The 22,538-nt window shown below is 70.9% G+C and carries 15 protein-coding genes; 5 read left to right on the top strand and 10 right to left on the bottom strand.

The window, feature by feature from the left end:
• Nucleotides 1-805: 805 nt before the first annotated feature.
• The 5 genes from D892_RS49660 to D892_RS0121685 form a co-directional block, all read right to left on the bottom strand.
• Entirely contained in the window at nucleotides 806-5,425 is a 4,620-nt protein-coding gene (locus D892_RS49660; RefSeq protein WP_024803258.1) for a translation initiation factor IF-2 N-terminal domain-containing protein, read from the bottom strand.
• A gap of 516 nt (nucleotides 5,426-5,941) precedes the next feature.
• Nucleotides 5,942-6,358: a nucleoside-diphosphate kinase gene (ndk, locus tag D892_RS0121700; RefSeq protein WP_024803257.1), complete on the bottom strand. Its 417-nt coding sequence runs from the start codon at nucleotides 6,356-6,358 to the stop codon at nucleotides 5,942-5,944.
• A 69-nt stretch (nucleotides 6,359-6,427) separates the two neighbouring features.
• Complete coding sequence (locus tag D892_RS0121695) at nucleotides 6,428-6,838, bottom strand: DUF4233 domain-containing protein (RefSeq protein WP_024803256.1); 411 nt, start codon at nucleotides 6,836-6,838, stop codon at nucleotides 6,428-6,430.
• Nucleotides 6,839-7,037: 199 nt separating this feature from the next.
• Complete coding sequence (locus D892_RS0121690) at nucleotides 7,038-8,411, bottom strand: folylpolyglutamate synthase/dihydrofolate synthase family protein (RefSeq protein ID WP_051499834.1); 1,374 nt, start codon at nucleotides 8,409-8,411, stop codon at nucleotides 7,038-7,040.
• A gap of 128 nt (nucleotides 8,412-8,539) precedes the next feature.
• Nucleotides 8,540-11,260, bottom strand: a complete 2,721-nt coding sequence (locus D892_RS0121685) for a valine--tRNA ligase (RefSeq protein ID WP_024803254.1) — start codon at nucleotides 11,258-11,260, stop codon at nucleotides 8,540-8,542.
• A 624-nt stretch (nucleotides 11,261-11,884) separates the two neighbouring features.
• Here D892_RS0121685 and D892_RS0121680 point away from each other — a divergent pair.
• Nucleotides 11,885-12,550 carry an AAA family ATPase gene (locus D892_RS0121680; protein ID WP_024803253.1) on the top strand — a complete coding sequence of 222 codons (666 nt, stop codon included), beginning with the start codon at nucleotides 11,885-11,887 and terminating at the stop codon, nucleotides 12,548-12,550.
• A gap of 176 nt (nucleotides 12,551-12,726) precedes the next feature.
• Here D892_RS0121680 and D892_RS0121675 read toward each other — a convergent pair whose 3' ends face one another.
• Both D892_RS0121675 and D892_RS0121665 read right to left on the bottom strand, forming a co-directional pair.
• The gene (locus D892_RS0121675; RefSeq protein WP_024803252.1) at nucleotides 12,727-13,659 is read right to left on the bottom strand and encodes a YegS/Rv2252/BmrU family lipid kinase; all 933 of its coding nucleotides are present in this window, start codon (nucleotides 13,657-13,659) and stop codon (nucleotides 12,727-12,729) included.
• A gap of 202 nt (nucleotides 13,660-13,861) precedes the next feature.
• Nucleotides 13,862-15,439, bottom strand: coding sequence for an FAD-binding oxidoreductase (locus D892_RS0121665; protein ID WP_024803251.1), 1,578 nt, complete (start codon nucleotides 15,437-15,439; stop codon nucleotides 13,862-13,864).
• 171 nt (nucleotides 15,440-15,610) lie between these two features.
• Here D892_RS0121665 and D892_RS0121660 point away from each other — a divergent pair, with 171 nt between their 5' ends.
• Together D892_RS0121660 and D892_RS0121655 are read left to right on the top strand one after the other, a co-directional pair.
• Nucleotides 15,611-16,225 (top strand): TetR/AcrR family transcriptional regulator, encoded by a 615-nt coding sequence (locus D892_RS0121660; RefSeq protein ID WP_024803250.1) that lies wholly within the window; start codon nucleotides 15,611-15,613, stop codon nucleotides 16,223-16,225.
• Nucleotides 16,226-16,358: 133 nt separating this feature from the next.
• A complete protein-coding gene (locus tag D892_RS0121655) occupies nucleotides 16,359-17,912 on the top strand; it encodes a glycerol-3-phosphate dehydrogenase/oxidase (protein ID WP_024803249.1) in 1,554 nt (517 codons plus the stop codon).
• An 11-nt stretch (nucleotides 17,913-17,923) separates the two neighbouring features.
• On the opposite strand, the gene D892_RS0121650 is transcribed toward D892_RS0121655, so the two are convergent.
• A complete protein-coding gene (locus tag D892_RS0121650) occupies nucleotides 17,924-18,721 on the bottom strand; it encodes a VOC family protein (protein ID WP_024803248.1) in 798 nt (265 codons plus the stop codon).
• 171 nt (nucleotides 18,722-18,892) lie between these two features.
• Between D892_RS0121650 and D892_RS0121645 the strand changes: the two genes are divergently transcribed.
• A complete protein-coding gene (locus D892_RS0121645; protein WP_024803247.1) occupies nucleotides 18,893-19,582 on the top strand; it encodes an SDR family oxidoreductase in 690 nt (229 codons plus the stop codon).
• A 28-nt stretch (nucleotides 19,583-19,610) separates the two neighbouring features.
• Nucleotides 19,611-20,639, top strand: a complete 1,029-nt coding sequence (locus D892_RS0121640; protein WP_024803246.1) for an S-adenosylmethionine:tRNA ribosyltransferase-isomerase — start codon at nucleotides 19,611-19,613, stop codon at nucleotides 20,637-20,639.
• 273 nt (nucleotides 20,640-20,912) lie between these two features.
• On the opposite strand, the gene D892_RS47840 is transcribed toward D892_RS0121640, so the two are convergent.
• Nucleotides 20,913-21,896 (bottom strand): SRPBCC domain-containing protein, encoded by a 984-nt coding sequence (locus tag D892_RS47840; protein ID WP_024803245.1) that lies wholly within the window; start codon nucleotides 21,894-21,896, stop codon nucleotides 20,913-20,915.
• Nucleotides 21,897-21,927: 31 nt separating this feature from the next.
• Nucleotides 21,928-22,245, bottom strand: coding sequence for a helix-turn-helix transcriptional regulator (locus D892_RS0121630; RefSeq protein ID WP_024803244.1), 318 nt, complete (start codon nucleotides 22,243-22,245; stop codon nucleotides 21,928-21,930).
• Between the last annotated feature and the right edge of the window lie 293 nt (nucleotides 22,246-22,538).

The raw sequence follows: 22,538 nt of genomic DNA, 5'->3' as shown, positions 1-22,538 counted from the left end.
GAGCCCGGCCCCGCCCTTCGGAGTGCCCTGTACTTCGGAAGTACACCGGCAGTCGAGTGGCACAGCGCAAAGGCTGTCACCGGGCAGCGACTGGCCAAGATTACAGGACGTCGGTCCTCCCGGCCAAACCGGGGGTCACGCCCGGCCCGCACCGTCACCCGGCAGGCGGCGGCCGGTGCCGGGCGGCCGGCGTCGGCCCGGGGAACCTCGTTCGCCCGATACGGCCGCACCGCCGGTCAAGTACCGCTGACCGCGCCGGTACACCCCGGGTATGCGGCCCGGATCCGCACCCGGCGAGACGGAGCCGACGCGCGAGGCGGGCGAGCCCATAGAGCGCCCTCCGTTCGACGAAGGATCCGACCGGAGTGGGCCCGACCGCCGCCGCGTTGCCCCGGAACGCGTCGAGGCCCAGAACGCGTCGAGGCCCAGAACGCGTCGAGGCCCAGAACGCGTCGAGGCCCAGAACGCGTCGAGGCCCAGAACGCGTCGAGGCCCAGAACGCGTCGAGGCCCAGAACGCGTCGAGGCCCAGAACGCGTCGAGGCCCAGAACGCGTCGAGGCCCAGAACGCGTCGAGGCCCAGAACGCGTCGAGGCCCAGAACGCGTCGAGGCCCAGAACGCGTCGAGGCCCAGAACGCGTCGAGGCCCGCACCCGGATCCGGGTGCGGGCCTCGACGACGAACTAGCGACGACGAACTAGCGACGACGAACTAGCGACGACGAACTAGCGACGACGAACTAGCGACGACGAACTAGCGACGACGAACTAGCGACGACGAACTAGCGACGACGAACTAGCTCGGCCCTACTGCTCCGGGGCGCCCGCGGCCCGGCCCGCCGAGCGACGGCGTGGGCGACTGCGCGGCGCCACGGGAGCCGGAGGAGCTTCGGCGAAGTCGGCGGCCGGGGCCTCCTGCTCGGTGCTGGACAGCACGAACACCGCGCTCTCGTTGCCGCTGCTGGGCGCGGTGGCGGTGCGTGCCACCCGACGGCGACCACGACGGGCCGTGGCGGGCTGGTCCGCCGAGGCGGCAGTCGCCTCGTCCGGGGCCTCCGCCGCGGCATCGGCTCCCGCCGGGGTCTCCACACTCGAAGCAGTTCCGCTCTCCGTAGCGCCGAACTCCGCGGTACCGCTCTCGGTAGTGCCGAACTCCGCGCTACCGCTCTCCGTGGCATCGGTGCCCGCCGCAGTGCCGGACCCTGCGGTCCCGATCGCCTCGGCCGTACGGGTGCTGTCAGCGACAGCGGTCCCGCTCTCCACGGCCGCACTCCCCGCGGCAGCATCCGTACTCGCCCGAGTGCCGGTCCCCGCAGCAGCCCCGCTCGCTACGGTCGCACTCCCCGCGGGAGGCTCGGTATCCGGCGCAACGCCGGGCCCCGCAGCGGTCTCGCTCCCCGCAACGGTCTCGCTCGCCGCAACGGCCCCGGTTCCCTCGACGTCGGTCCTCGCGGCAGCGTCGGTCCCCGTAGCAACGTCGGTCCCCGTGGAAACGCCAGCCCCTGTGGAAACGCCGGTCCCCGCAGGAACGTCGGTCCCCGCGGAAACGCCGGTCCCCGCAGGAACGTCGGTCCCCGCGGAAACGCCGGTCCCCGCGGAAACGCCGCTCCCCGCGGAAACGCCGCTCCCCGCGGAAACGCCGGTCCCCACAGGAACGTCGGCCCGTGCAGGAACGCCGGTCTCCGCCGCGGTCTCCGCGGACGTGTCCACAGCGGCGTCGGTTCCCGCGACCGTGCCGGTCGTCGACACATCGCCGTTGTCCGCGGCAGTGTCGGCAGGTACGACAGTGTCGGCAGATGTGGCAGTGTCGGCAGATGCGGCAGTGTCGGCAGATGCGGCAGTGTCGGCAGATGCGGCAGTGTCGGCAGATGCGGCAGTGTCGGCAGATGCGGCAGTGTCGGCAGATGCGGCAGTGTCGGCAGATGCGGCAGTGTCGGCAGATGCGGCAGTGTCGGCAGATGCGGCAGTGTCGGCAGATGCGGCAGTGTCGGCAGATGCGGCAGTGTCGGCAGATGCGGCAGTGTCGGCAGATGCGGCAGTGTCGGCAGATGCGGCAGTGTCGGCAGATGCGGCAGTGTCGGCAGAGTCATCAGGTGCGCCGGTAGCGGCAGGCGCGGCGATCGCCGAGATTTCCTCGGGCGAGCCCACCGCCGGGGCCTCTCCCACCGGCTGCGCCTCGGCAGCGTTTCGCTCCGCCGCCGTGGGCTCCCCGGCCTCCGGCTGTGCGCCGACCGTCTCGGCCGCATCGCCGGCGGCGACGGTCTCGGCCGCATCGCCGGCGGCGGACCTACCCGCCGCGGTGTCGCCGCCGCGCCGCGCCCTGCGGCGCCGACGAGGTGCCGGGCGGCCCGAAGACGCCTGGTCCGGCGACACATCGACGTCGCCGGAAGCCGCCGCGGCCTCGGCCTCGACGGGCTCCACCGACACGGTCTCCTCGGCCTGATGCGCCGCCATCGCCAACGCCACCGGATGCGCCCGCTTGGCGGCCGCGTCCTCCTCGGACGGGGCCTCCGCCTGCACCGTGCCGTTCGTGGCGGGTGCCGCAGCGGATCCGGACGACTTGTCCTTGTCCTTGCGCCGACGACGACCCTCGCGCCGGCCCGTGCTCTCCTCGACGGCCGGCGTTTCGACGGGGTAGCTGTGCACGAGGATGCCCCGGCCGTGGCAGTGCTCGCAGGTGGTGGAGAACGCCTCCACCAGGCCGGTGCCGAGCTTCTTGCGGGTCATCTGGACCAGGCCCAGCGACGTCACCTCCGACACCTGGTGCCGGGTGCGATCGCGCCCCAGCGCCTCGGTCAGCCTGCGCAGCACCAGATCCCGGTTGGATTCGAGGACCATGTCGATGAAGTCGACGACGATCATGCCGCCGATGTCGCGCAGCCGCATCTGGCGCACGATCTCCTCGGCCGCCTCCAGGTTGTTGCGGGTGACCGTCTCTTCCAGGTTGCCGCCGCCGGCGCCGGTGAACTTGCCGGTATTGACGTCGATCACGGTCATCGCCTCGGTGCGGTCGATGACCAGCGTGCCGCCCGAGGGCAGCCACACCTTGCGATCGAGGGCCTTGGCCAGCTGCTCGTCGATGCGGTAGGCACCGAATACATCCACGCCGGAGGAACCGGAACCGTTGCCGTGCCGCTCGACGCGGACCAGCAGGTCCGGCGCCACCGTGCGGATGTAGTTCTCGACCGTCGTCCAGGAGCGGTCACCCTCGATGACCAGCTTGGAGAAGTCCTCGTTGAACAGGTCGCGGATCACCTTGACCAGCAGGTCGGGTTCCTCGTAGAGGGTCTTCGGCGCACCCGAGCCGTTCGCGGACTGATCCTGGATGGTCTTCCAGGTGGCCTGCAAGCGCTCCACGTCGCGGGCCAGCTCGGTCTCGCTGACGCCCTCGGACGCGGTGCGGATGATGACCCCGGCGTCCTGCGGCACGATATCGCGCAGGATCTCCTTGAGGCGCTTGCGCTCGGTATCGGGCAGCTTGCGGCTGATGCCGGTGGAGCTGCCGCCCGGCACATACACCAGGAAGCGGCCCGCCAGCGAGATCTGGGTGGTCAGCCGGGCGCCCTTGTGGCCGACGGGATCCTTCGACACCTGCACCAGCACCGTGTCGCCGGGCCTGAGCGCCTGTTCGATCTTGCGCTCCTTGCCGCCGAGCCCGGCGGCCTCCCAGTTCACCTCGCCGGCGTACAGCACACCGTTGCGGCCGCGGCCGATGTCGACGAACGCCGCCTCCATGCTGGGCAGCACGTTCTGCACCTTGCCCAGGTAGACGTTGCCGACCATGGACGCCTGGCCGCTGCTGGTCACGAAGTGCTCGACCAGGATGTTGTCCTCGAGCACCGCCACCTGCACGGTGGCCGCCGGATGTTCGGGGAAGGTCTTCTCGCGGACCACCATGACCCGGTCCACCGATTCGCGGCGGGCCAGGAACTCCGACTCGGTCAGGATCGGCGGCCGGCGGCGGCCCGCCTCGCGCCCGTCACGCCGGCGCTGCCGCTTGGCCTCCAGCCGGGTGGAGCCGCTGATGCCCTGCACCTCGTCGCCGTTGCGGCGCTTGTTGCGCGGCTCGCGCTCGTGCACGACCGTATTCGGCGGATCGTCGTCGTTCGAATCGCCCTCGGCGCCATCGTCGCCGGACTTGCGGCGACGGCGACGGCGGCGACGGCGGCTGGAGCCCTCCGGGACGGCGTCGTCGTCCGTGCTGTCGCCGGCGGATTCGGTGTCGCCGGAATCCGATTCGGCGGTTCCGTCGGAGTCCTGGGCCGCATCCGCATCGTCCGACTCGCCCTCGGAGTCCTGGTCGGCCTGCTGCTCGCCGCGACCCCGTCCGCGGCCGCGACGGCCGCGGCGACGGCGGCGCGACCGGCCGCCGTCCTCGCCGTCGTCGCGGGATTGATCGTCGTCCCAGGTGTCGGAGTCGCCGTCGGACTCGTCGGTGGTGTCGGCCTGGTGAGCGGCCGGCTTGTCCCTGCCGTCCTTGCCCTGAGAAGAGTCGTCCTCGACCTGAGCAGGGTCGTCCTTGCCCTGAGGAGACGTGACCTGAGAAGACTTGGCCTGAGAAGAGTCGTCCTTGCTCCGGGCGGAGTCGTCCTTGCCCCGGGCAGACCGTCCGGTCTGATCGGACTTGCCGGTGTCCTCCGGGGCCTCGCCCGCCTTGTCGCCCTTGTCCCCGGCGGGCTCGGACTGCCGCTCCGCACGCCGCTTGCGGCGCATCTCCTCGGCGGCGGTGGCGTCGGGCGGCAGGAACAGCGGCGCGGCCACCACGGACGCGGATTCGAACACCACCGGCTCGGGGGCCGGCGGTTCCGGCGGATGGAACGGGCTGGTGAACAGCGACTGCCGCTGCGGTTCCGGCGGGGGCGCGACGCCGGACGGCCCGGAGGCCGCCATCGCCGGCACCTGCGCGGCCGGGTGGTGTTCGGACGACTCGCTATCGGATCCGGCGGACTCGGTCACCTCGGTGGTGACCCGGACCTCGACCGACTCCACCGGCTCGGCGGACGCGGCCGGCCGCACCACCGCCTCGGCCGTCTCGGTCACGACCGTCTTTCCGGACGGTCCGGTCACTCCGGTCGTCTCGGCCGTACCGGACGACTCGGCCGTACCGGACGACTCAGCCGTACCGGACGACTCAGCCGTACCGGACGACTCAGCCGCATCGGACGAGTCGGCACCCTCGGGCGGGACGAGCGCCTCCCGCACCGACTCCGCGACCGTGCGGTCCAGGTTCGACTGCGGGCTGCGCGCCTCGGCGCCCAGTTCGGTCAGGTGGGCCAGAATGCGTTTGCTGGTGGTTCCCAGCAGTTTCGCCAGCGCATGGACCCGGATTCGTTCGGGCAACTGCGCCGCCTCCCCTGCCCCGGCCGCCTCGCTGGAGGCGGGTTCACCATTACTTTGCGACGTATCCTGCGGCTCTTGATCGGCCACGAAATCTCCTCGGGCCCCCGGGCGCGTCCTCCCGAACCGGAAGTGACGCGGCCGACGCGGGGGCGCTGTCCGTTCGCCTCACACCGCGGGGGCGCGAGGTCCTATGGTCTCGCCCCGCGTGCCCCGTTATCACCTTGTCGTTCATCGGCGGGCTAACTGGTCACGCGGCGCCTGGCTGTTGGCTTCAACACCGGATTCGAGCGCTCATCCAGCGGGCCGCCCGGACAGCCGAGTCTTGGTAACCGTCCGGCGGCAGCGATGATCGACGTCGCATCGCGGTGCCATCGGATATTTTCGCCCCCTGCCGCAGACGGCCGACGGCGATCACATCCGTTGCCAGTATCCCACACCGTGTGCCGGACACTCGCCATGGACGTCCTTACCGGCGCCCGGCACGGCCGCGCGCACGTCACACCGCGCCGGTGGCCCGGCCGCGGGCGCGAGCCCGCGCGGACCCCGGACAACCTCGGCGAACTCCGCCGACGCGGCCGATTCGGGCAGGGTGGGCGGGCGGACCTACTGGGTGAGTTCGGGGAACCAGAGCGCGATCTCGCGCTTGGCGGATTCGGGCGAGTCGGAACCGTGGACGAGGTTGTACTGGGTCTCGAGAGCGAAATCACCGCGGATGCTGCCCGGCACGGCCTTCTCGACCGGGTCGGTGCCGCCGGCGACCTGACGGAACGCGGTGATGGCGCGCGGCCCCTCGAGGACCGCAGCCACGACCGGGCCGGAGGTGATGAACTCGATCAGCGAGCCGTAGAACGGCTTCTCGGCGTGCTCGGCGTAGTGGGCCGCGGCGACCTCCTGGGAAACCTGCTTCAGCTCCAGTGCCGCGATCTTCAGCCCCTTGCGCTCGATGCGGGTGATGACCTCACCGATCAGCCCCCGGGCCACGCCGTCGGGCTTGATGAGTACCAACGTCTGCTCAGTCACGGCGACACTGTAACCGGCGCACGCGCCGGATTCAGAACCGTGTCGAGTTCACTACCGCCTGCGCCGACGCTACGAGCGCTGGCTGGGCAGCAGCCCCTTGTCCATCCGGCGCCGCACATCCGACCGGAGCACCAGGATGAACGCCCAGACTGCGGCGAAGATCACCCCGATGACGAAGATCGACACGTGGATGAAGCCGCCGAGCAGGAGCAGGACCTGCAGGGCCAGATTGAACGGCAGCGCCCACGGCCGCCGCTGCAGCCCCGCCCCGGCGAACATCACCACCGCCAGCCCGACCACACAACCGACCGACCACCAGCTCAGCCCGCTTCCGACAACCCCGATCACCGGCAACGCCAGCAACACGGTGATGGCCTCCAGCACGAGCGCACCGGCCATCACCCCGCGCAGCCCCTTCCACGGATCGGTAGCCGGAGCCGGCACCGCCGGCTCGCCTCCCACGGAAGCACTGTCGCTCATGCTGCTACCTCTCCGGCACGGGCACGCCCCTGCCGCCTCCGGACCCGACCGCTCACACTGCGTCGCACTGCGGCACGACCGGGACCCTCCGCAGTGACGCTCCGCCGCCACCGGGCTCGACCGCTCATACTGCGTCGCACTCCGGCACGAACGGGACCCTCCGTGGTCACGCTCCGCTGCCGTCTCCGGGCCTGACCGCTCATGCCGGGTCCTTTCCGAACAGGGAGCGGGCCGCGCCTGCGGTGACGACCGAACCGGTGATCACGATGCCGGCGCCGGAGACCGGTTCGCCGGACTCCCCGCCCTCCTCGGCGAGGGCGATCGCGGTTTCGACGGCGTCGGCGAGCGGAGCAGCGGTGACGACACGTTCGTCGCCGAAACGCTGCACCGCCAGGTCGGCCAGATCGTCGGCCGCCAGGGCGCGGGGCGAGCCGTTGCTGGTCACCACGATCTCGTCGAGCACCGGCTCCAGCTCCCGCAGGATCCCCGCGGCGTCCTTGTCGGACAGCACCGACACCACGCCGACCAGCTTGCGGAAGTCGAACTCGCCGGTGAGCGTGGCCGCCAGCGCCCGCGCGCCCGCCGGATTGTGGGCGGCATCGATGAAGATGGTCGGCGCGCTGCGCATCCGCTCCATCCGGCCGGGGCTGACCGCGGCGGCGAATCCGGCGCGGATCGCCTCGATGTCGAGCTGGTGCTGCGCGCCCGCGCCGAAGAACGCCTCGACGGCGGCCAGCGCCAGCACCGCATTGCGGGCCTGGTGCTCGCCGTGCAGCGGCAGGAAGATCTCGTCGTACACCCCGCCCAGGCCCTGGATCTCCAGCACCTGCCCGCCGACGGCGACCCGCCGCGACAGCAGTTGGAACTCCGCGCCCGCGCGGGCGACCGCGGCGTCGGCCTCGACCGTGCGCCGCAGCAGCACATCCATCGCCTCCGGATCCTGCTCGGCGATGATGGCGACGGTCTCGCGCGGCACCAGCGGATCCTCGGCGGCCTTCTTGATGATCCCGGCCTTCTCCCCCGCGATCGAGGTGAGGTCGGAGCCCAGGTAGTCCGTGTGGTCCAGCCCGATCGGGGTGATCACCGCGACCTGGCCGTCCACGACGTTGGTGGCGTCCCAGGTGCCGCCCATGCCGGTCTCCACCACCGCGACGTCCACGGGAGCCTCGGCGAAGGCCGCGTAGGCCATCGCGACGAGTACCTCGAACTTGCTCATGCGCGGGCCCCCGGCGGCCTGCGACTGCCGATCGATCATCTCGACGTAAGGCTGGAGTTCGCGGTAGATCTCGACGTAGTGGGCCGGGCCGACGGGCTCGTTGTCGATGGCGATGCGCTCGGTGGCCAGCTGCAGATGCGGGCTGGTGAAGCGGCCGGTGCGCCGGTGCAGGGCGGTCAGCAGCGCGTCGATCATGCGGGTCACCGACGTCTTGCCGTTGGTTCCGGCGACGTGGATGGCCGGGTAGCCGCGCTGCGGTGACCCCAGCAGATCCATCAGCGCGGCGATGCGGGCCAGCGTCGGCTCGATCTTGGTCTCGCCCCAGCGCTGGTCGAGTTCGGCCTCGACGAGCGCCATTTCGGCCAGATCGACCGGGGACGGGCCCGAGTGCAGACGCTCGGCCCCGCCGCGCTGCCGCTCCGGTTCGTCGTTCACACCGCTCCCTCCATAGTCACTCGGCTGCGATGATCACTCGGCCGCCATGATCACTTGGCTGCCGACTTATCGATCTCCTCGAGGCGTGCGCCGATCCGCGCCACCTCCGATTCGGCGACCTCCCTGCGGGTACGAATCTTGGCGACCACCTCGTCGGGCGCCTTGGCCAGGAACGCCTCGTTACCCAGTTTGGCAGTCGTACTGTCCAGTTCCTTGCGCGCGGCGGCAAGATCCTTCTCCAGGCGGCGGCGCTCGGCGACCAGATCGACCGCGCCCGAGGTGTCGAGTTCCACCGTGACGGTCGTCGCGGACAGGCGCACTTCCACCGCGGCGGTGGCCGAGAAATCGCCGGAGCCACCCGACGGCTCGGTGAGGCGGGCCAGCGCGGCGATCTCGGCCCGCAGCCCGGTGAGGTCGGCGGTCTCGATGCCGACCAGTCTCGCCGCGACCTTCTGCTTGTCGGTCAGTCCCTGGTCGCTGCGGAAGCGCCGGATCTCGGTGATCAGCTTCTGGGCGTCGTCGATGCGCCGGGCGGCGGCCGCATCGGTGGCGATGCCGGTGGCCTGCGGCCACTGCGCGATCACGACCGACTCGCCGCCGGTGACGGCCCGCCACAACGTCTCGGTGACGAACGGCATCACCGGATGCAGCATGCGCAGCAGGGCATCCAGCACGCTGCCCAGCACCACCCGGGTGTGCGCCGCGCGCTCGTCCGATTCCGCGGTGCTCCCGTCGGCCCCGGCGAACTGCACCTTGGCCAGCTCCAGGTACCAGTCGCACAGCTCGTCCCAGGCGAAGTGGTACAGCGCCTCGCAGCCCTTGCCGAACTCGTACCGGTCGAACGCCGAATCCACCTCGGCCCGAACGGTTTCCAGTCGATCCAGGATCCAGCGATCGGCATCGGTGAGGGCGTCGCGGACCGGGATCTCCCCGGGTGCGGCGCCGTTCATCAGCGCGAACTTCGTCGCGTTGAACAGCTTGGTGACGAAGTTGCGGGAGGCCTGCACGTGCGGCGGGCCCACCGACAGATCGCTGCCGGGCTGCGCGCCGCGCGCGAGCGTGAATCGGGTGGCGTCGGCGCCGAACTCGTCGATCCAGGTCAGCGGATCGATGCCGATACCCTTCGACTTCGAGTACTTGCGGCCGAACTCGTCGCGAATCAGGCCGTGCAGGAACACATCCCGGAACGGGACCTGCACCGAACCCGGCTGCTTCCCGGCGGCGATGGCCGGATCGCCGGAGACGAACATGCCGAACATCATCATCCGGGCCACCCAGAAGAACAGGATGTCGTAGCCGGTGACGAGCACGCTGGTCGGATAGAACTTGGCCAGTTCGGGGGTCGCGTCGGGCCAGCCCATGGTGGAGAACGGCCACAGGCCCGAGGAGAACCAGGTGTCCAGCACGTCCGGGTCCTGCACGTACCCCTCGGGCGCCTGTTCATCCGGCCCGACACAGACGACCTCGCCCTCCGGCCCGTACCAGATCGGGATCCGGTGGCCCCACCACAACTGGCGCGAGATGCACCAGTCGTGCATGTCGTCGACCCAGGCGAACCAGCGCGGCTCCTGACTGGCCGGATGAATGACGGTGTCGCCGTTGCGGACCGCGTCGCCGGCCGCCTTCGCCAGCGATTCCACCTTCACCCACCACTGCATCGACAGCCGCGGCTCGATCGGCTCGCCGCTGCGCTCGGAGTGGCCGACGCTGTGCACGTAGGGCCGCTTCTCGGCGACGACGCGGCCCTCGCGGGCCAGCCGCTCGCGCACCATGACGCGCGCCTCGAACCGGTCCATGCCGTCGAATTCGGTTCCGGTGCCCGTGATCCGGCCGGTCTCGTCCATGATCGTCGGCATCGGCAGGTCGTGGCGCAGGCCGATCTCGAAGTCGTTCGGGTCGTGCGCCGGGGTGATCTTGACCGCGCCGGAACCGAACTCCGGGTCGACGTAGTCGTCGGCGACGACCGGGATCTGCCTGCCGGTGATCGGGTGGTACAGCGTGCCGCCGAGCAGCGACCGGTACCGCTCGTCGTCGGGGTGCACGGCCACGGCGGTGTCGCCGAGCATCGTCTCCACTCGGGTGGTGGCCACGATCACGTGCGGCTCGTCGTCGTTCAGCGAGCCGTAGCGCAGCGACACCAGCTCGCCCTCGACGTCCTCGTACTTGACCTCGATATCGGAGATGGCGGTGCGCAGCCCGGGCGACCAGTTCACCAGTCGTTCGGCGCGATAGATCAATCCGGCGTCGAACAGCCGCTTGAAGATGGTCTGCACGGCGCGCGAGAGGCCGTCGTCCATGGTGAAGCGGTCGCGACCCCAGTCGACACCGTCGCCGAGGCGGCGCATCTGGCCCTGGATGCTGCCGCCGGACTCGCGCTTCCAGTCCCAGACCTTGTCGATGAACAGTTCGCGGCCGAAGTCCTCCTTGGTCTTGCCGTCGACGGCCAGCTGCTTCTCGACGATGTTCTGGGTGGCGATGCCGGCGTGGTCCATGCCGGGCAGCCACAGCACCTCGTAGCCCTGCATGCGCTTGCGGCGGGTGAGCAGGTCCATCAGCGTGTGGTCGAACGCGTGGCCCATGTGCAGATTGCCGGTGACGTTCGGCGGGGGCAGCACGATCGAGTAGGGCTCGCCGGCACTTGCCGGATCGGCGGTGAAGTAACCAGCGGCTACCCAGCGCTCGTACAGCTCGCCCTCTACCTCACCCGGATTCCAGCTCTTGGGGAGGGCGTCGGCACGATTGCGGGAGTTCTCAGAGGCTGCGCTGGTCACCGTGCGATTCTAAGGATTGGGGGGTGCGGCACCGGCGACGGGGCGTTGGTTGCGGGCGACAACGCAGGGAAATCCCGCATGACCAGGGACAACCTCGGTGCGCCGCTACTCGGAACGGGTGAACAGAGGGCGGGGTTTTCGGCGGATGAGGGACACCGAAAACCCCGCCCACGACAATCAGACTACCGCCGATTGGGGCCGGATCCCCTAATCCATATGCAATTCTCAGGTTTTGCCCGAATCCTTTGTGTTCGTGCAGGTTTGCACCTCAGTCGGTACTCAGACATCACACTATTCGCGACAGGGGGACGATGTGTGACAGCACAATCGGAAACTCGAGCGATCCACACCGGAGCCGGCGCCCGACGGGTCGGTGGACGCCCGGAGTCGAGGCCGCCCGCGAGCCCTCGCCCGGATCGGCAACCGGTTCCGCCGAAGTACCGGCAGGCCGCGCTCCCCGCGGCCGAGCCGGTCTCCCGAATCGTCCCGGAGGCTCCCGAATCGTCCCGGAGGCCGCGCGTTCGGTCGGCACGGTCGTTCGTTCGGCCGATAGCCGCGATCGGAAGGTGTAGCTCAGGGTTTTCCCTGTTGCCGAAACGATTTCGGGCCGGGAAGCTGGAAAGGATGAGTCCCCCGCTGGAATCCGGCCTCGAACCGGCTCCCGAATCGCGCGTGCTGACACCCGAGGCCGTGGTCGACCTGCGCGGCCGGACGGTCGACGAGTTACGTTATCCGGCGACGGCGGCCGTGGTGTTCAACGGCGTGCCGGGGGCGGGCAAGAGCACGGCGCTGCGGCGATTGTTCGGCAGCATCGACGACGCCGTGGACAGCGTCGAACTCGGGGGCGCGACGCTGGTCGACTCCCAGCAGTCGCGCAACTGGTGGCGGCTGCGGCTGGGCCGACTGCCGTATCCGGTGTGGCTGCCGATCGTGCACCTGACCCACTACCTCCGCATCCGTCGCGCGCTGCGTGCGGCCGCGACCCCGGTGGTCGTGCACGACTGCGGCACCCGGCGCTGGTCGCACAGGCTGATCGCGGCCTGGGCCGAGCAGGGCGGCCGGGACCTGCATCTCGTGATGATCGACGTGCCGTCCGACGCGGCGCGCGACGGCCAGCGCACGCGGGGGCGGCGGGTGAACCGGCTGATCTTCGCCCGGCACTACGGCCGCTGGCGCCGGCTCGTCCGGCGGGTCACCAGCGGCACCGGGCCGCGCCCCGTCCCGGCCTCGGCCGTCCTCGTCGACCGCACGACGATCGCGCAGCTACAGGCGGTCACCTTCTCCTCGTGATCCCTTGTCCCGCAGACAGAGCGACAGCCTGAACAACTCCGGGTGCCGCACCCGGGGCCGGTACCCCGCGGTCGGGCCGCACGGCCTGGTGTCCCGGTGCATGCCCCGATGGCGGTGCAGCGCAAAAGCCCACGGGCAGCGTCCCGCAAGACCTCCGTCGACGGCGCCGGCCGCATTCAGGGCACGAGAACAGGCTGGACGGCGGGAAGTGCGCGGAAGACCGCGGGCAGCATGCCCGCCGGGTCGCCGTCCGCGGTCACCGGGGCGTGCGGGGCGGTCAGGGTGATCTCGGCCGCGCGGTAGCGGGTGACGGCGGGGTGATCGATGCGCTTGCCGGCCGACAGCGCGGGGAGCATGCGCACCATGTCGAGGCGGGTCATGGCGCCGACCACCGTGAGGTCCAGCAGCCCGTCGTCGATCGCCGCGTCGGGACAGACCAGCATGCCGCCGCCGTAGGTGCGGGTATTGCCGACGGCCACCATCACCGCCTCGGTCTCGACCACCGTTCCGGATTCACCTGCCGCGCCGGATAATTCGATGCGGTACGGCACCGCCAGACCGCCCAGAAGTTCGGCGAGCGCCGCGACGGTGTAGCGCAGCGGGCCCTTCGGCCGGCGCATCCGGTTGGCGCGCAAGGTCACTCGGGCGTCGAAGCCGGTGCCCGTGACGGTCGCGAAGCGGAGGCGTCCGCCGTATTCGGTACCGGCCGTACCGGATTCGATCTCGCCCAGATCGAGGGCGCGGACGGTTCCGGCGAGCACGATGTCGACGGCGGCCTCCGCGTCGCCGTCGGGGATGCCGAGTTCGCGGGCCAGATCGTTACCGGTGCCGCCCGGCACCAGACCCAGCGGCACTCCGGTGCCCCCGATCGCCTGCAGCGCCAGGCACACCAGCCCGTCTCCACCCGCGCACACCACGGCGTCCGGCGCTGTCCCGGACACGGCCTCGCGCACGAGCCGGACCGATTCGGCGGCCGTCGCCCCGCGCACCTCGGTGACCTCGACGCCACGCCCGGTGAACCGTTCCCGGGCAACGGCAGCGGCCGCCAGACCACGCCCCTGCCCGGACAGCGGATTGGTGACCAGCAGAACCGAGCGTGTGCCGCTCACGAAACCAGCACCTCCCCGTTCGGGAGACCGGCGAACCCGGTGCACGCGGCACCGCGCGTGCCACTCCCGGGGCACTGTTCGCGGCGCTCCACGGCACCCGGCATCAGGACCTGCGACGCAAAGCTCGTCGACCGCCCAGCACCGCAGTCGGGCAAGCGGCCTACGACCGGCCGGGAAAGGGCAGCGATACTACCGAATTCACTCATGGAATCAACTTGCCGGGATTGAGGATTCCGGCCGGGTCGACCGCGTCCTTGACCGCGCGCAGCACCCGCGTGCCGAGTTCGCCGATCTCGGCGGGCATCCACGGGCGATGGTCCTCGCCGACGGCGTGGTGGTGCGTGATGGTCCCCGCGGCCGCCGCGATCGCATCGCCCGCCGCCCGCTTGGCCCGCAGCCATTGGTCGATCGGGTCGTCGAGTTGCTTGGCCACGACGGTGAAGTAGAGCGACGCACCGGTCGGGTAGGTGTGCGAGATATGGCACATCACCAGCGCCGGGGTGCCCTGGCCGGTGAGCGAATCGGTCAGCGCCGCGGTCACCGCCGCCTTCAGCTCGGGGAGATTCGACCAACTCGTCGCGGTTTCCAGTGTCTCGCAGAGGATTCCGATATCCAGCAGGGCGTCCCGCAGGTACGGTGCGGAGAACCGGCCGCGCTCCCATTCCCGCGCCGGCCGGTCGCCCAACGCCGCACCACCCGCCGCCGCGAGCAGCGCGCTCGCTTCGGCGTTCCGGGCGTCGACATGCGCGGCGCTGCCCTCGAAGGTCGTGATCGCCAGGCAGCCCGCCACCGGGCTGCCGCCCACATCGCCGGATCGGGCCAGATTCAGCCCGGTCTCGGCCTCGTCGGACAACCGCAGCACGGTGGGCGCGGCGCCGGACTGCACCACGGCACGCAGCGCCGCCGCGCCGGTCGCGAAGTCGGGGAACGACCAGGCATGGTAGGCAACGGTTTCCGGCACCGGATGCACGCGCAGCGTCACCTCGGTGATCACGCCGAGCGTGCCCTCCGATCCGGCGAACAGTTCCCGCAGGTCGGGCCCGGCGGCCGAGGCGGGTGCGCGGCCGAGATCCAGCGTGCCGCTGGGGGTCGCGATCCGCAGCCGTTGGATCATGTCGTCGAAACGGCCGTAGCCGGCCGACGCCTGTCCCGACGAGCGGGTGGCGGCGAAACCGCCGATACTGGCGAACTCGAAGCTCTGCGGGAAGTGGCCCAGCGAAAGACCGTGCCCGGCAAGCAGTTCCTCGGCGCGCGGGCCGGTCAGTCCGGCGCCCAGCGTGGCGGTGCCGCTCACCGGATCGACCTCGCGCAGCGTGTCGAGCCGCCGCAGATCCAGGGCGACAACGGAATCGAAGCGCCCGCCCTCCGGCGCCACGCCGCCGACCACGCTCGTGCCGCCGCCGAAGGGCACCACGGCCAGGCCGAGTTCGGCGCATCGGGACAGCACCGCCAGCACCTCGTCGTGGTCGGCGGGAAAGACGACGGCGTCAGGGGCATCCTGCGGTCCGCCCGCGCGGCGCCGCAACAGATCCGGCGTGCTCTTACCACCGGCGTGCAGGAGCCGGTCCCGGTGGCGGGCCGACACGTGATCGGCACCCACCACCGCGGACAACTCCGCGACCTGGGCAGCCGTCAGCATCGAATCGCGGAGTGGCACGTCGCCCTCATCGCGACGGGCCACCGGCTCACCGGACACTCCGAACACCTGCGCCACCAACGTGCGGATCCGATCCGGAAGTGGCGCATGACCGGACGGAATGCCCCAGGCGTCCCACACCATACCCGCGGGCACCGACGACTCGCCCGGCATTTCCGCCGACCGTATCGGTTGCTGTGTGTCGACCATGCGTTACAGTCTGACATAGAATGTCAAGCAGTAACGAAACGGTCGGCGGGCTTCCCCGGCCACGTCCACAACCCGGCCACGTCCACAACCGGTGGTGACACACCCATGCACGCGATCGATACAACCGAGTCCGACGAACTGTCCGCGATCGACCTGGCGATCCTCGACGCGGGGCGCGCCTGCCTGGCGGAGTTCGGGGTGCGCCGCACCACCCTCACCGAGGTGGCCCGCCGTGCGGGCGTGAGCCGCCCGACCGTGTACCGGCGGTGGCCCGACACCCGTTCGCTGATCGCCGAGCTGCTGGTGCGCGAGCTGCGCGGCATCGTCCAGCGCACCATCCCGGTGCGCGGCCCGGCGCGCGCGCGGCTGGTGGAGGGCATCGTCGCCGGCGCGGCGACGCTGCGCGCGAACCCGTTGTTCGCCAAGATCTTCCGCACCGACACCGACCTGATGCTGACCTACGTGTTCGGCCGCATCGGCCGCAACCAGCGGGAGCTGATGCTGCTGTTCGCCGCCGTCATCCGCGAGGGCCACCGCGACGGCTCGATCCGCGCGGGCGACCCGGAGCAGCTGGCCACCATGCTGCTGCTGATCAGCCAGTCGGCGGTGCAGTCCGCGGGCATGGTCGGCGAACTGCTCGACGAGGACCAGCTGGACGCCGAACTGGCCCACGCGGTCGACGGCTACCTGATCCCCGACGGCGGCGAACGCCTCGCATGAGAACGGGGCGACCCGGGGGTCCCGCACCCGCCCAACGGTTTACGTCGAGAGCGGGCCCCGCACCGATGCGCGAACCGGCCGCGTCGACCGGGCGGCCGGGCCGGCGGGAGACGACCACGTGACGGGAGACGAAATGCGCGGCGCCCATGGAGAACCGCGAGACTCGGCACTGAACGCGGCACGCCGGCAACGAGAGCTGGCGGAGCTCGGGGACGGTGGTGCGATCGATGTCCTGGTGATCGGGGGCGGGGTCACCGGGGCGGGTGTGGCGCTGGACGCGGCGGCGCGGGGGTTGCGCACCGTACTCGTGGAGAAGCACGATCTGGCGTTCGGGACCAGCCGCTGGAGTTCGAAGCTGGTGCACGGTGGTTTGCGGTATCTGGCCTCGGGCGGGGTCGGGATCGCGCACGAGAGCGCGGTGGAGCGGGATGTTCTGCTCACCACTACCGCACCGCATCTGACCCGGTCCATTCCCCAGGTCGTGCCGCTGCTTCCGGGGCTGGGGAGGGGCCGGCGCGCGCTGGTGCGGGCCGGGTTCGTGGCCGGGGACGTGTTGCGCCGCAGCGCCGGAACTCCCGCGGCGGTGCTGCCCCGCTCCCGCCGGGTCGCGGTGGCGGAGGCGGTGCGTCTGGCGCCTACCCTGCGCCGCAACGGGTTACGCGGTGGACTGCTGGCGTGGGACGGCCAGCTGGTCGACGACGCCCGGCTGGTGGTGGCGCTCGCGCGCACGGCCGCCGCACACGGCGCCGCCGTACTCACCCGGGTGAGCGCGGAGCGCGTGACCGGCGACTCGGCGGTACTGCACGACCGGCTGACCGGCGAAACCCTCACGGTGCGTGCGCGTTCGGTGATCAATGCCGCGGGTGTCTGGGCCGACCGGGTCGACCCGAGCATCGAGCTGCGTCCCAGCCGGGGCACCCACCTGGTGTTCGACGCCGCCGCGTTCGGCGGTCTCACCGCCTCGCTGACGGTGCCGATCCCGGGCAGCGTCAGCCGCTTCGTCTTCGCCTTTCCCGCCGCGCACGGCCGGGTGTACCTCGGCCTCACCGACGAGGACGCGCCCGGCCCCGTCCCGGACGAACCGCAGCCGACCGATGCCGAGATCGACTTCCTGCTCGACACCGTGAACACGGTGCTCCGGGAACCCTTGCACCGCACCGATGTCCGCGGCCGTTTCGCGGGCCTGCGCCCGCTGCTGCGCACCGCCGGAGACAGCACCGCGGACATCTCCCGCGAGCATGCCGTGCTGCACGCGGCAGGCGGGCCGATCACCGTCGTCGGCGGCAAGCTCACCACCTACCGGAAGATGGCCGAGGACGCCGTCGACGCCGCCGTGGCGCACGCCGCGCTTCCCGCCCGCCCCTGCCGCACGAAACGAATCCCGCTGGTGGGCGCGGCATCCGGCGCATCGCGCGACCGCATCTCCGCTTCGCCGGTCCTGGTCGAGCGCTATGGGACGGAAGCCGCGGCGATCCTCGAACCGGCCCGGCGGGATCCGGCACTCGCCGAACCCGTCGCCCCCGGGATCGACGTCCTGCGTGCCGAATTCACCTATGCCGTCTCCCACGAGGGTGCGTTGGACGAGCACGACCTGCTCGACCGCCGCACCCGCCTGGGGCTCGTCGACACCGACCGCGCCGCGGCGCTTCCCGCCGCCCGGGCGGCGTTCGCTACCGACCGGTCGTAAGGCGCACCGGATCAGGCGGGAGCATTGCCGCCGATGCTGAATCGCACACCGCCCGGATCGGCGACCGACGCCATCCGGCCGTAGGGGGTGGTCTGCGGTTCGCGATGCACCGAACCACCCAGCTCCCGCACGGTTTTCACCGCATCGTCGACATCGTCCGCGCCGAAGCACACATGCCATTCGCCGGGCGCGCCGGCCGGCAGGAGCTCGGAGGCGTCCATCACCCCGCCGAGCATCGGGCTGACCGAGTGAATGGTGGTGTACCGGAACTCCGGAGTGTCGGAGACGGTGAACGGATCGTGCCAGCCGAACACCTCGCCGTAGAACTTCAAGGTGTCGGCGTAGGCCGGAGTGTGCAGTTCGAACCACGAGGGATGGCCGACATGGCCGGTCCACTGCCCGTTGCTGGCCACGCCCAGCGCGCCGAAACCGATGTGCACGCCCGCCTGCCACACCCCCACGCCGGCACCGCTGCAGTCGGTCAGCACCGCCATGGTGCCCAGATCGCCGACCGGCATCGGCTCGACGATCACCCGGCCGCCGTGCGCGGTCGCGGCGTCGGTCGTGACTCGCGCGTCGGGGCTGGCCAGATAGACGGTCCACTGGTCGGGGGCGCCCTCGGCGCCGTCGTTACCCATCCCGCCCGCCACGGCGTTGCCGTCCTTGCGGAAGGTGATGTAGCCGCCGTGTTCCTCGGCACGCTCCGCGGTCCAGCCGAACAGCCCGTTGTAGAACTCGATGGTCCGATCGGGGTCGGAGGTGTAGATCTCGGCCCAGCAGGGATCGCCGGGCTTGAAGCTGTAGGACATGATGCTGGCTCCCTCGATAGGTATTCCGCAGGTATTCCGCCTGGTCACCTCCTGAGACGGTGCCACGCGGCGAAACTCATCGGCGCCGTGCCGAATCGATCGGGCCGATTCTCGGATCGGATCCCGGCGAACCCTTGACCTCGAGATAAGTTGAGGTTTGAGGATGGTCTCATGAACACGACGAGAACGGCACTCATCACCGGCGCATCCGAGGGTTTCGGCCGTGCGACCGCGCTCGCCCTGGCCGATCGCGGCTGGGATCTGATCCTCACCGCCCGCCGCCTCGAACCCCTGGTCCGGGTGCGCGACGCGACCGGGGCCATGGCCGTCGCCGGCGACGTCGCCGACCCCGCGCACCGCGACAGCCTCGCCACGGTCATCGATACCGCGCCGCGGCTGGACCTGGTCGTGAACAATGCCAGCGCGCTGGGGCCGAGTCCGATGCCGCGGCTGGCCGACTATTCCGCGGCGGAGCTGGCGGCCGTCCTGGCCACGAATGTGGTTGCGCCGCTGGCCATCCTGCGACTGGCACTGCCGAAGCTGCGGGCCTGCGCCGGCGCCGCCGTAAACATCAGCTCCGATGCGGCGGTGAACGCCTACGAAGGGTGGGGCGGTTACGGCGCCTCGAAGGCCGCGCTGGATCACCTCACCGCGACCTTCGCCGCCGAGAACCCGGACCTGCACGTCTACAGCTTCGATCCCGGCGATATGCGCACCGCCATGCACCAGGCCGCCTTCCCGGGCGAGGACATCTCCGACCGGCCCGGCCCCGAAACGGCCGTCCCGGCGCTGCTGCACCTGATCGACGCCCGGCCGCCGAGCGGCCGGTACGTGGCGTCCGACGTGCTTGCGGCGCAGTGATCTCCGATACGAAAGAAGGTACAGCGCGATGACTGTGGCGCTGGAGCAATTCATCGTCCCCGCCGAGCGGGCCGCCACCGCACCGCCCGAGGCGCGCGGCATCGCCCGCGACCTGGTGCGCATGCTGGTGGCCGACGGCGACACCGTGACGCACGCGCGTTTCCGGGAACTGCCGAGGTTCCTGCGCGCGGGAGATCTTGTCGTGGTGAACAATTCGGCCACGCTGGCCGCCGCCGTCGACGCCCGCTACCGGGGCCGTCCGGCCGTCCTGCATGTCGCCACCGCGCTCGACGACGGCCGCTGGGTCGTGGAGCTGCGCTCGCCCGAGGGCACACCGTTCTCGGCGGACGCTCCGGAATCCGGCCGGCGCGTGGAGCTTCCGGAAGCGACGGCCACGCTGCTCGAGCCGTGGCTGCCGCCCGCCCGGCGGCTGTGGATCGCCGACATCGACACCGACGTCGGTCGCCTGCTGGCCCGATTCGGCCGGCCGATCACGTATTCCTATGTCACCGAGCGCTGGTCGCCCGACTTCTATCGGACGATCTTCGGCCGCGAACCGGGCAGCGCCGAAATGCCCAGCGCCGGCCGCCCGTTCACCGACCGCCTGGTGACCGACCTGGTGTCGTCCGGTATCCAGCTCGCCCCGATCACCCTCCACACCGGTGTCTCCTCCCCCGAGACCGGCGAACCGCCGAGCCCGGAACGCTATACGGTCCCGGAAAAGACGGCTCGACTGGTGAATACGACGCACGCCGACGGCGGCCGCGTGATCGCCGTCGGCACCACGGTCACCCGCGCCCTGGAATCGGCCACCGACCCCACCGGCCACGTACACCCGGCGACCGGCTGGACCGACCTGGTCCTCGGCACCGCCCACCCCGCCCGCGCGGTCGACGCCCTGATCACCGGTTGGCACGAACCCGGCGCCTCCCACCTCCACCTCCTGGAGGCCGTCGCCGGCCCGAGCACGGTCACCACCGCCTACCGCACGGCCCTCACCACCGGCTACCTGTGGCACGAGTTCGGCGACACCGCCCTCCTCTTCGCCGACCGGTGATCGCACTCGGTCTGTCCGGAGTCGTTGGCCGAATACCGAAGGGCATCGACATTCTCATGACACGAACCATCGAGTAGTTGGCGACGGTGCCGGACGCGATCATGTTGTGCCCGATCGGCTCGCCCGCACCGCACGCCGGTAACCGCCCCTGAACGACCCCCACCCGGTGGTGCCGGTACCGAACCGCCCGGCACTCCGGAACCGGCCGTCGAACAGTTGCGCCCCACGGGAGGACCACAGCGAAAACCCTTGTGGCCCACCCGATAAGAACCACTATCCGAGTGCCGTGGGGTTCCCCGCCGCTGCGTCGAGACCGTACTCGGCACCCTCGACGGGATCGGACGGCCGGTCGCCCGGTGTGCGCACAGCGCGCCCGTACACCGCCGTGAGCGGACCCACCCGATCCCACGGTGACCAGCCGACCTCGCGCTCGCCGAGCCGCGCCGCGAGCACCTCGAGTGCGGCGTGCCAGCCCGCCGCCTCGCTCGCCCCGCCCTCGTGGTCGAAGACGGTGGTGAACACGAGCACGCAGCCGTCGCCGGAGGGGACGAGTTCCCAGATCATCACCTGCCCGTCCCAGGTGTATTCGAGCCGCCGGGGCGGATCGAAGACCGTGACCGTCCCCTCGCCGAGCGACTCCGCGCCGTCGGCGACGTTCATCTGCCGCTTCGCCTCCGGGGTCATGGTGAAGCGCACCCGCGCGTCGGGGGCGAAGTCGCGATCGGTGTGTGCCGCAAACCAATTCCGCAGTTGGTCGCGCCGGGTCAGGGCTCGCCACACCTTCTCCGGGGGATGCGTCAGCCGACGCTCGAAGCGCAGTTCCTGCCGACCGTCATGCTGGTCGGCGACCGTGCCGAGCGGCGTATCGTCCGGATCCGCGACGACGAGAACCGCCAACGCGTCCAGGCATTGCCGCCACCCCTCGGACGCGCCCGGCCACGCCTGCGACGCATCGAACCGATGCGTCAATGTCAGCAGGCAGCCGTCGTCGTGCGGCCGCAGCTCCAACCGGAGCAGCTCGTCCCCCTCGGTGAACGCGAATCGCCACGGGCGATCCAACTCGGTCACCACCCCCTCGTAGGTCGTCCCCTCCCCGTCGTCGAAGCTCACCCTGCCGCCCAGCCTGAGGTCGAGCGCCGTGACGGTCAGCGGATACCACTGGCTGAGGTGGTCCGGCCGGGTTAGGGCGTGCCATACCTTCTCGGGCGGGTGCGCCAGCATCCGCTCGACGCGGATCTCTCCGGACCCCTGCATCATCGTCTCCTTCGATCGGTCACCGGCTGCGCCGTCACGAGTCCTCGTCCGGCATCGTGTCGAGGTGACGTTCCAGCGCGTCCAGGCTCTGTTCCCACAGCAACCGGTACGGCGCGAGCCATTCGTCGATCTCGGCGAGCGGCTGCGGGCGCAGCCGATAGAGCCGCCGCTGGGCATCGTTCCTGACCTCGACCAGACCGACGGCCCGCAGCGCCTTCAGGTGTTTCGACACCGTCGGCTGCGCCAGCCGCAGCTGCTCGACCAGCTCACCGACCGGACGCTCGCCGGTACGGAGCAGGTCGAGAATCTGCCGCCGTCGCGGTTCCGCCAGCACCTCGAACGTACTTGCCATATCGGCAATATAGCCGTTCGGGAATATACGGTCAATCCGGCCCTTCACCCCGCTCCCCAGAGCCGCCCTCGCACCGATGCCCGGCCCCACCTGCGGCCGCTGCCGAGCGAGACCGGCCGCCCGCCCGGACCTGGCCGACCATGTGACCCATCGCCGCACACCTGGTAGGTGGCAAGTGCGGACATGATTTCCGGACCGCCATCCGCTCCTGCTGGGGCCCGTGCAGACCGAATTGCCGCCGCCCCCTGGCACATTCCGGCCGGCCAGGACGAACAGCGACGAACAGCAGCGAA

The organism is Nocardia sp. BMG51109 (assembly GCF_000526215.1).
Taxonomy (GTDB): domain Bacteria; phylum Actinomycetota; class Actinomycetes; order Mycobacteriales; family Mycobacteriaceae; genus Nocardia.
Note: the sequence above shows the minus strand (reverse complement) of the source record. Positions and strands in the feature narration are given on the sequence as shown.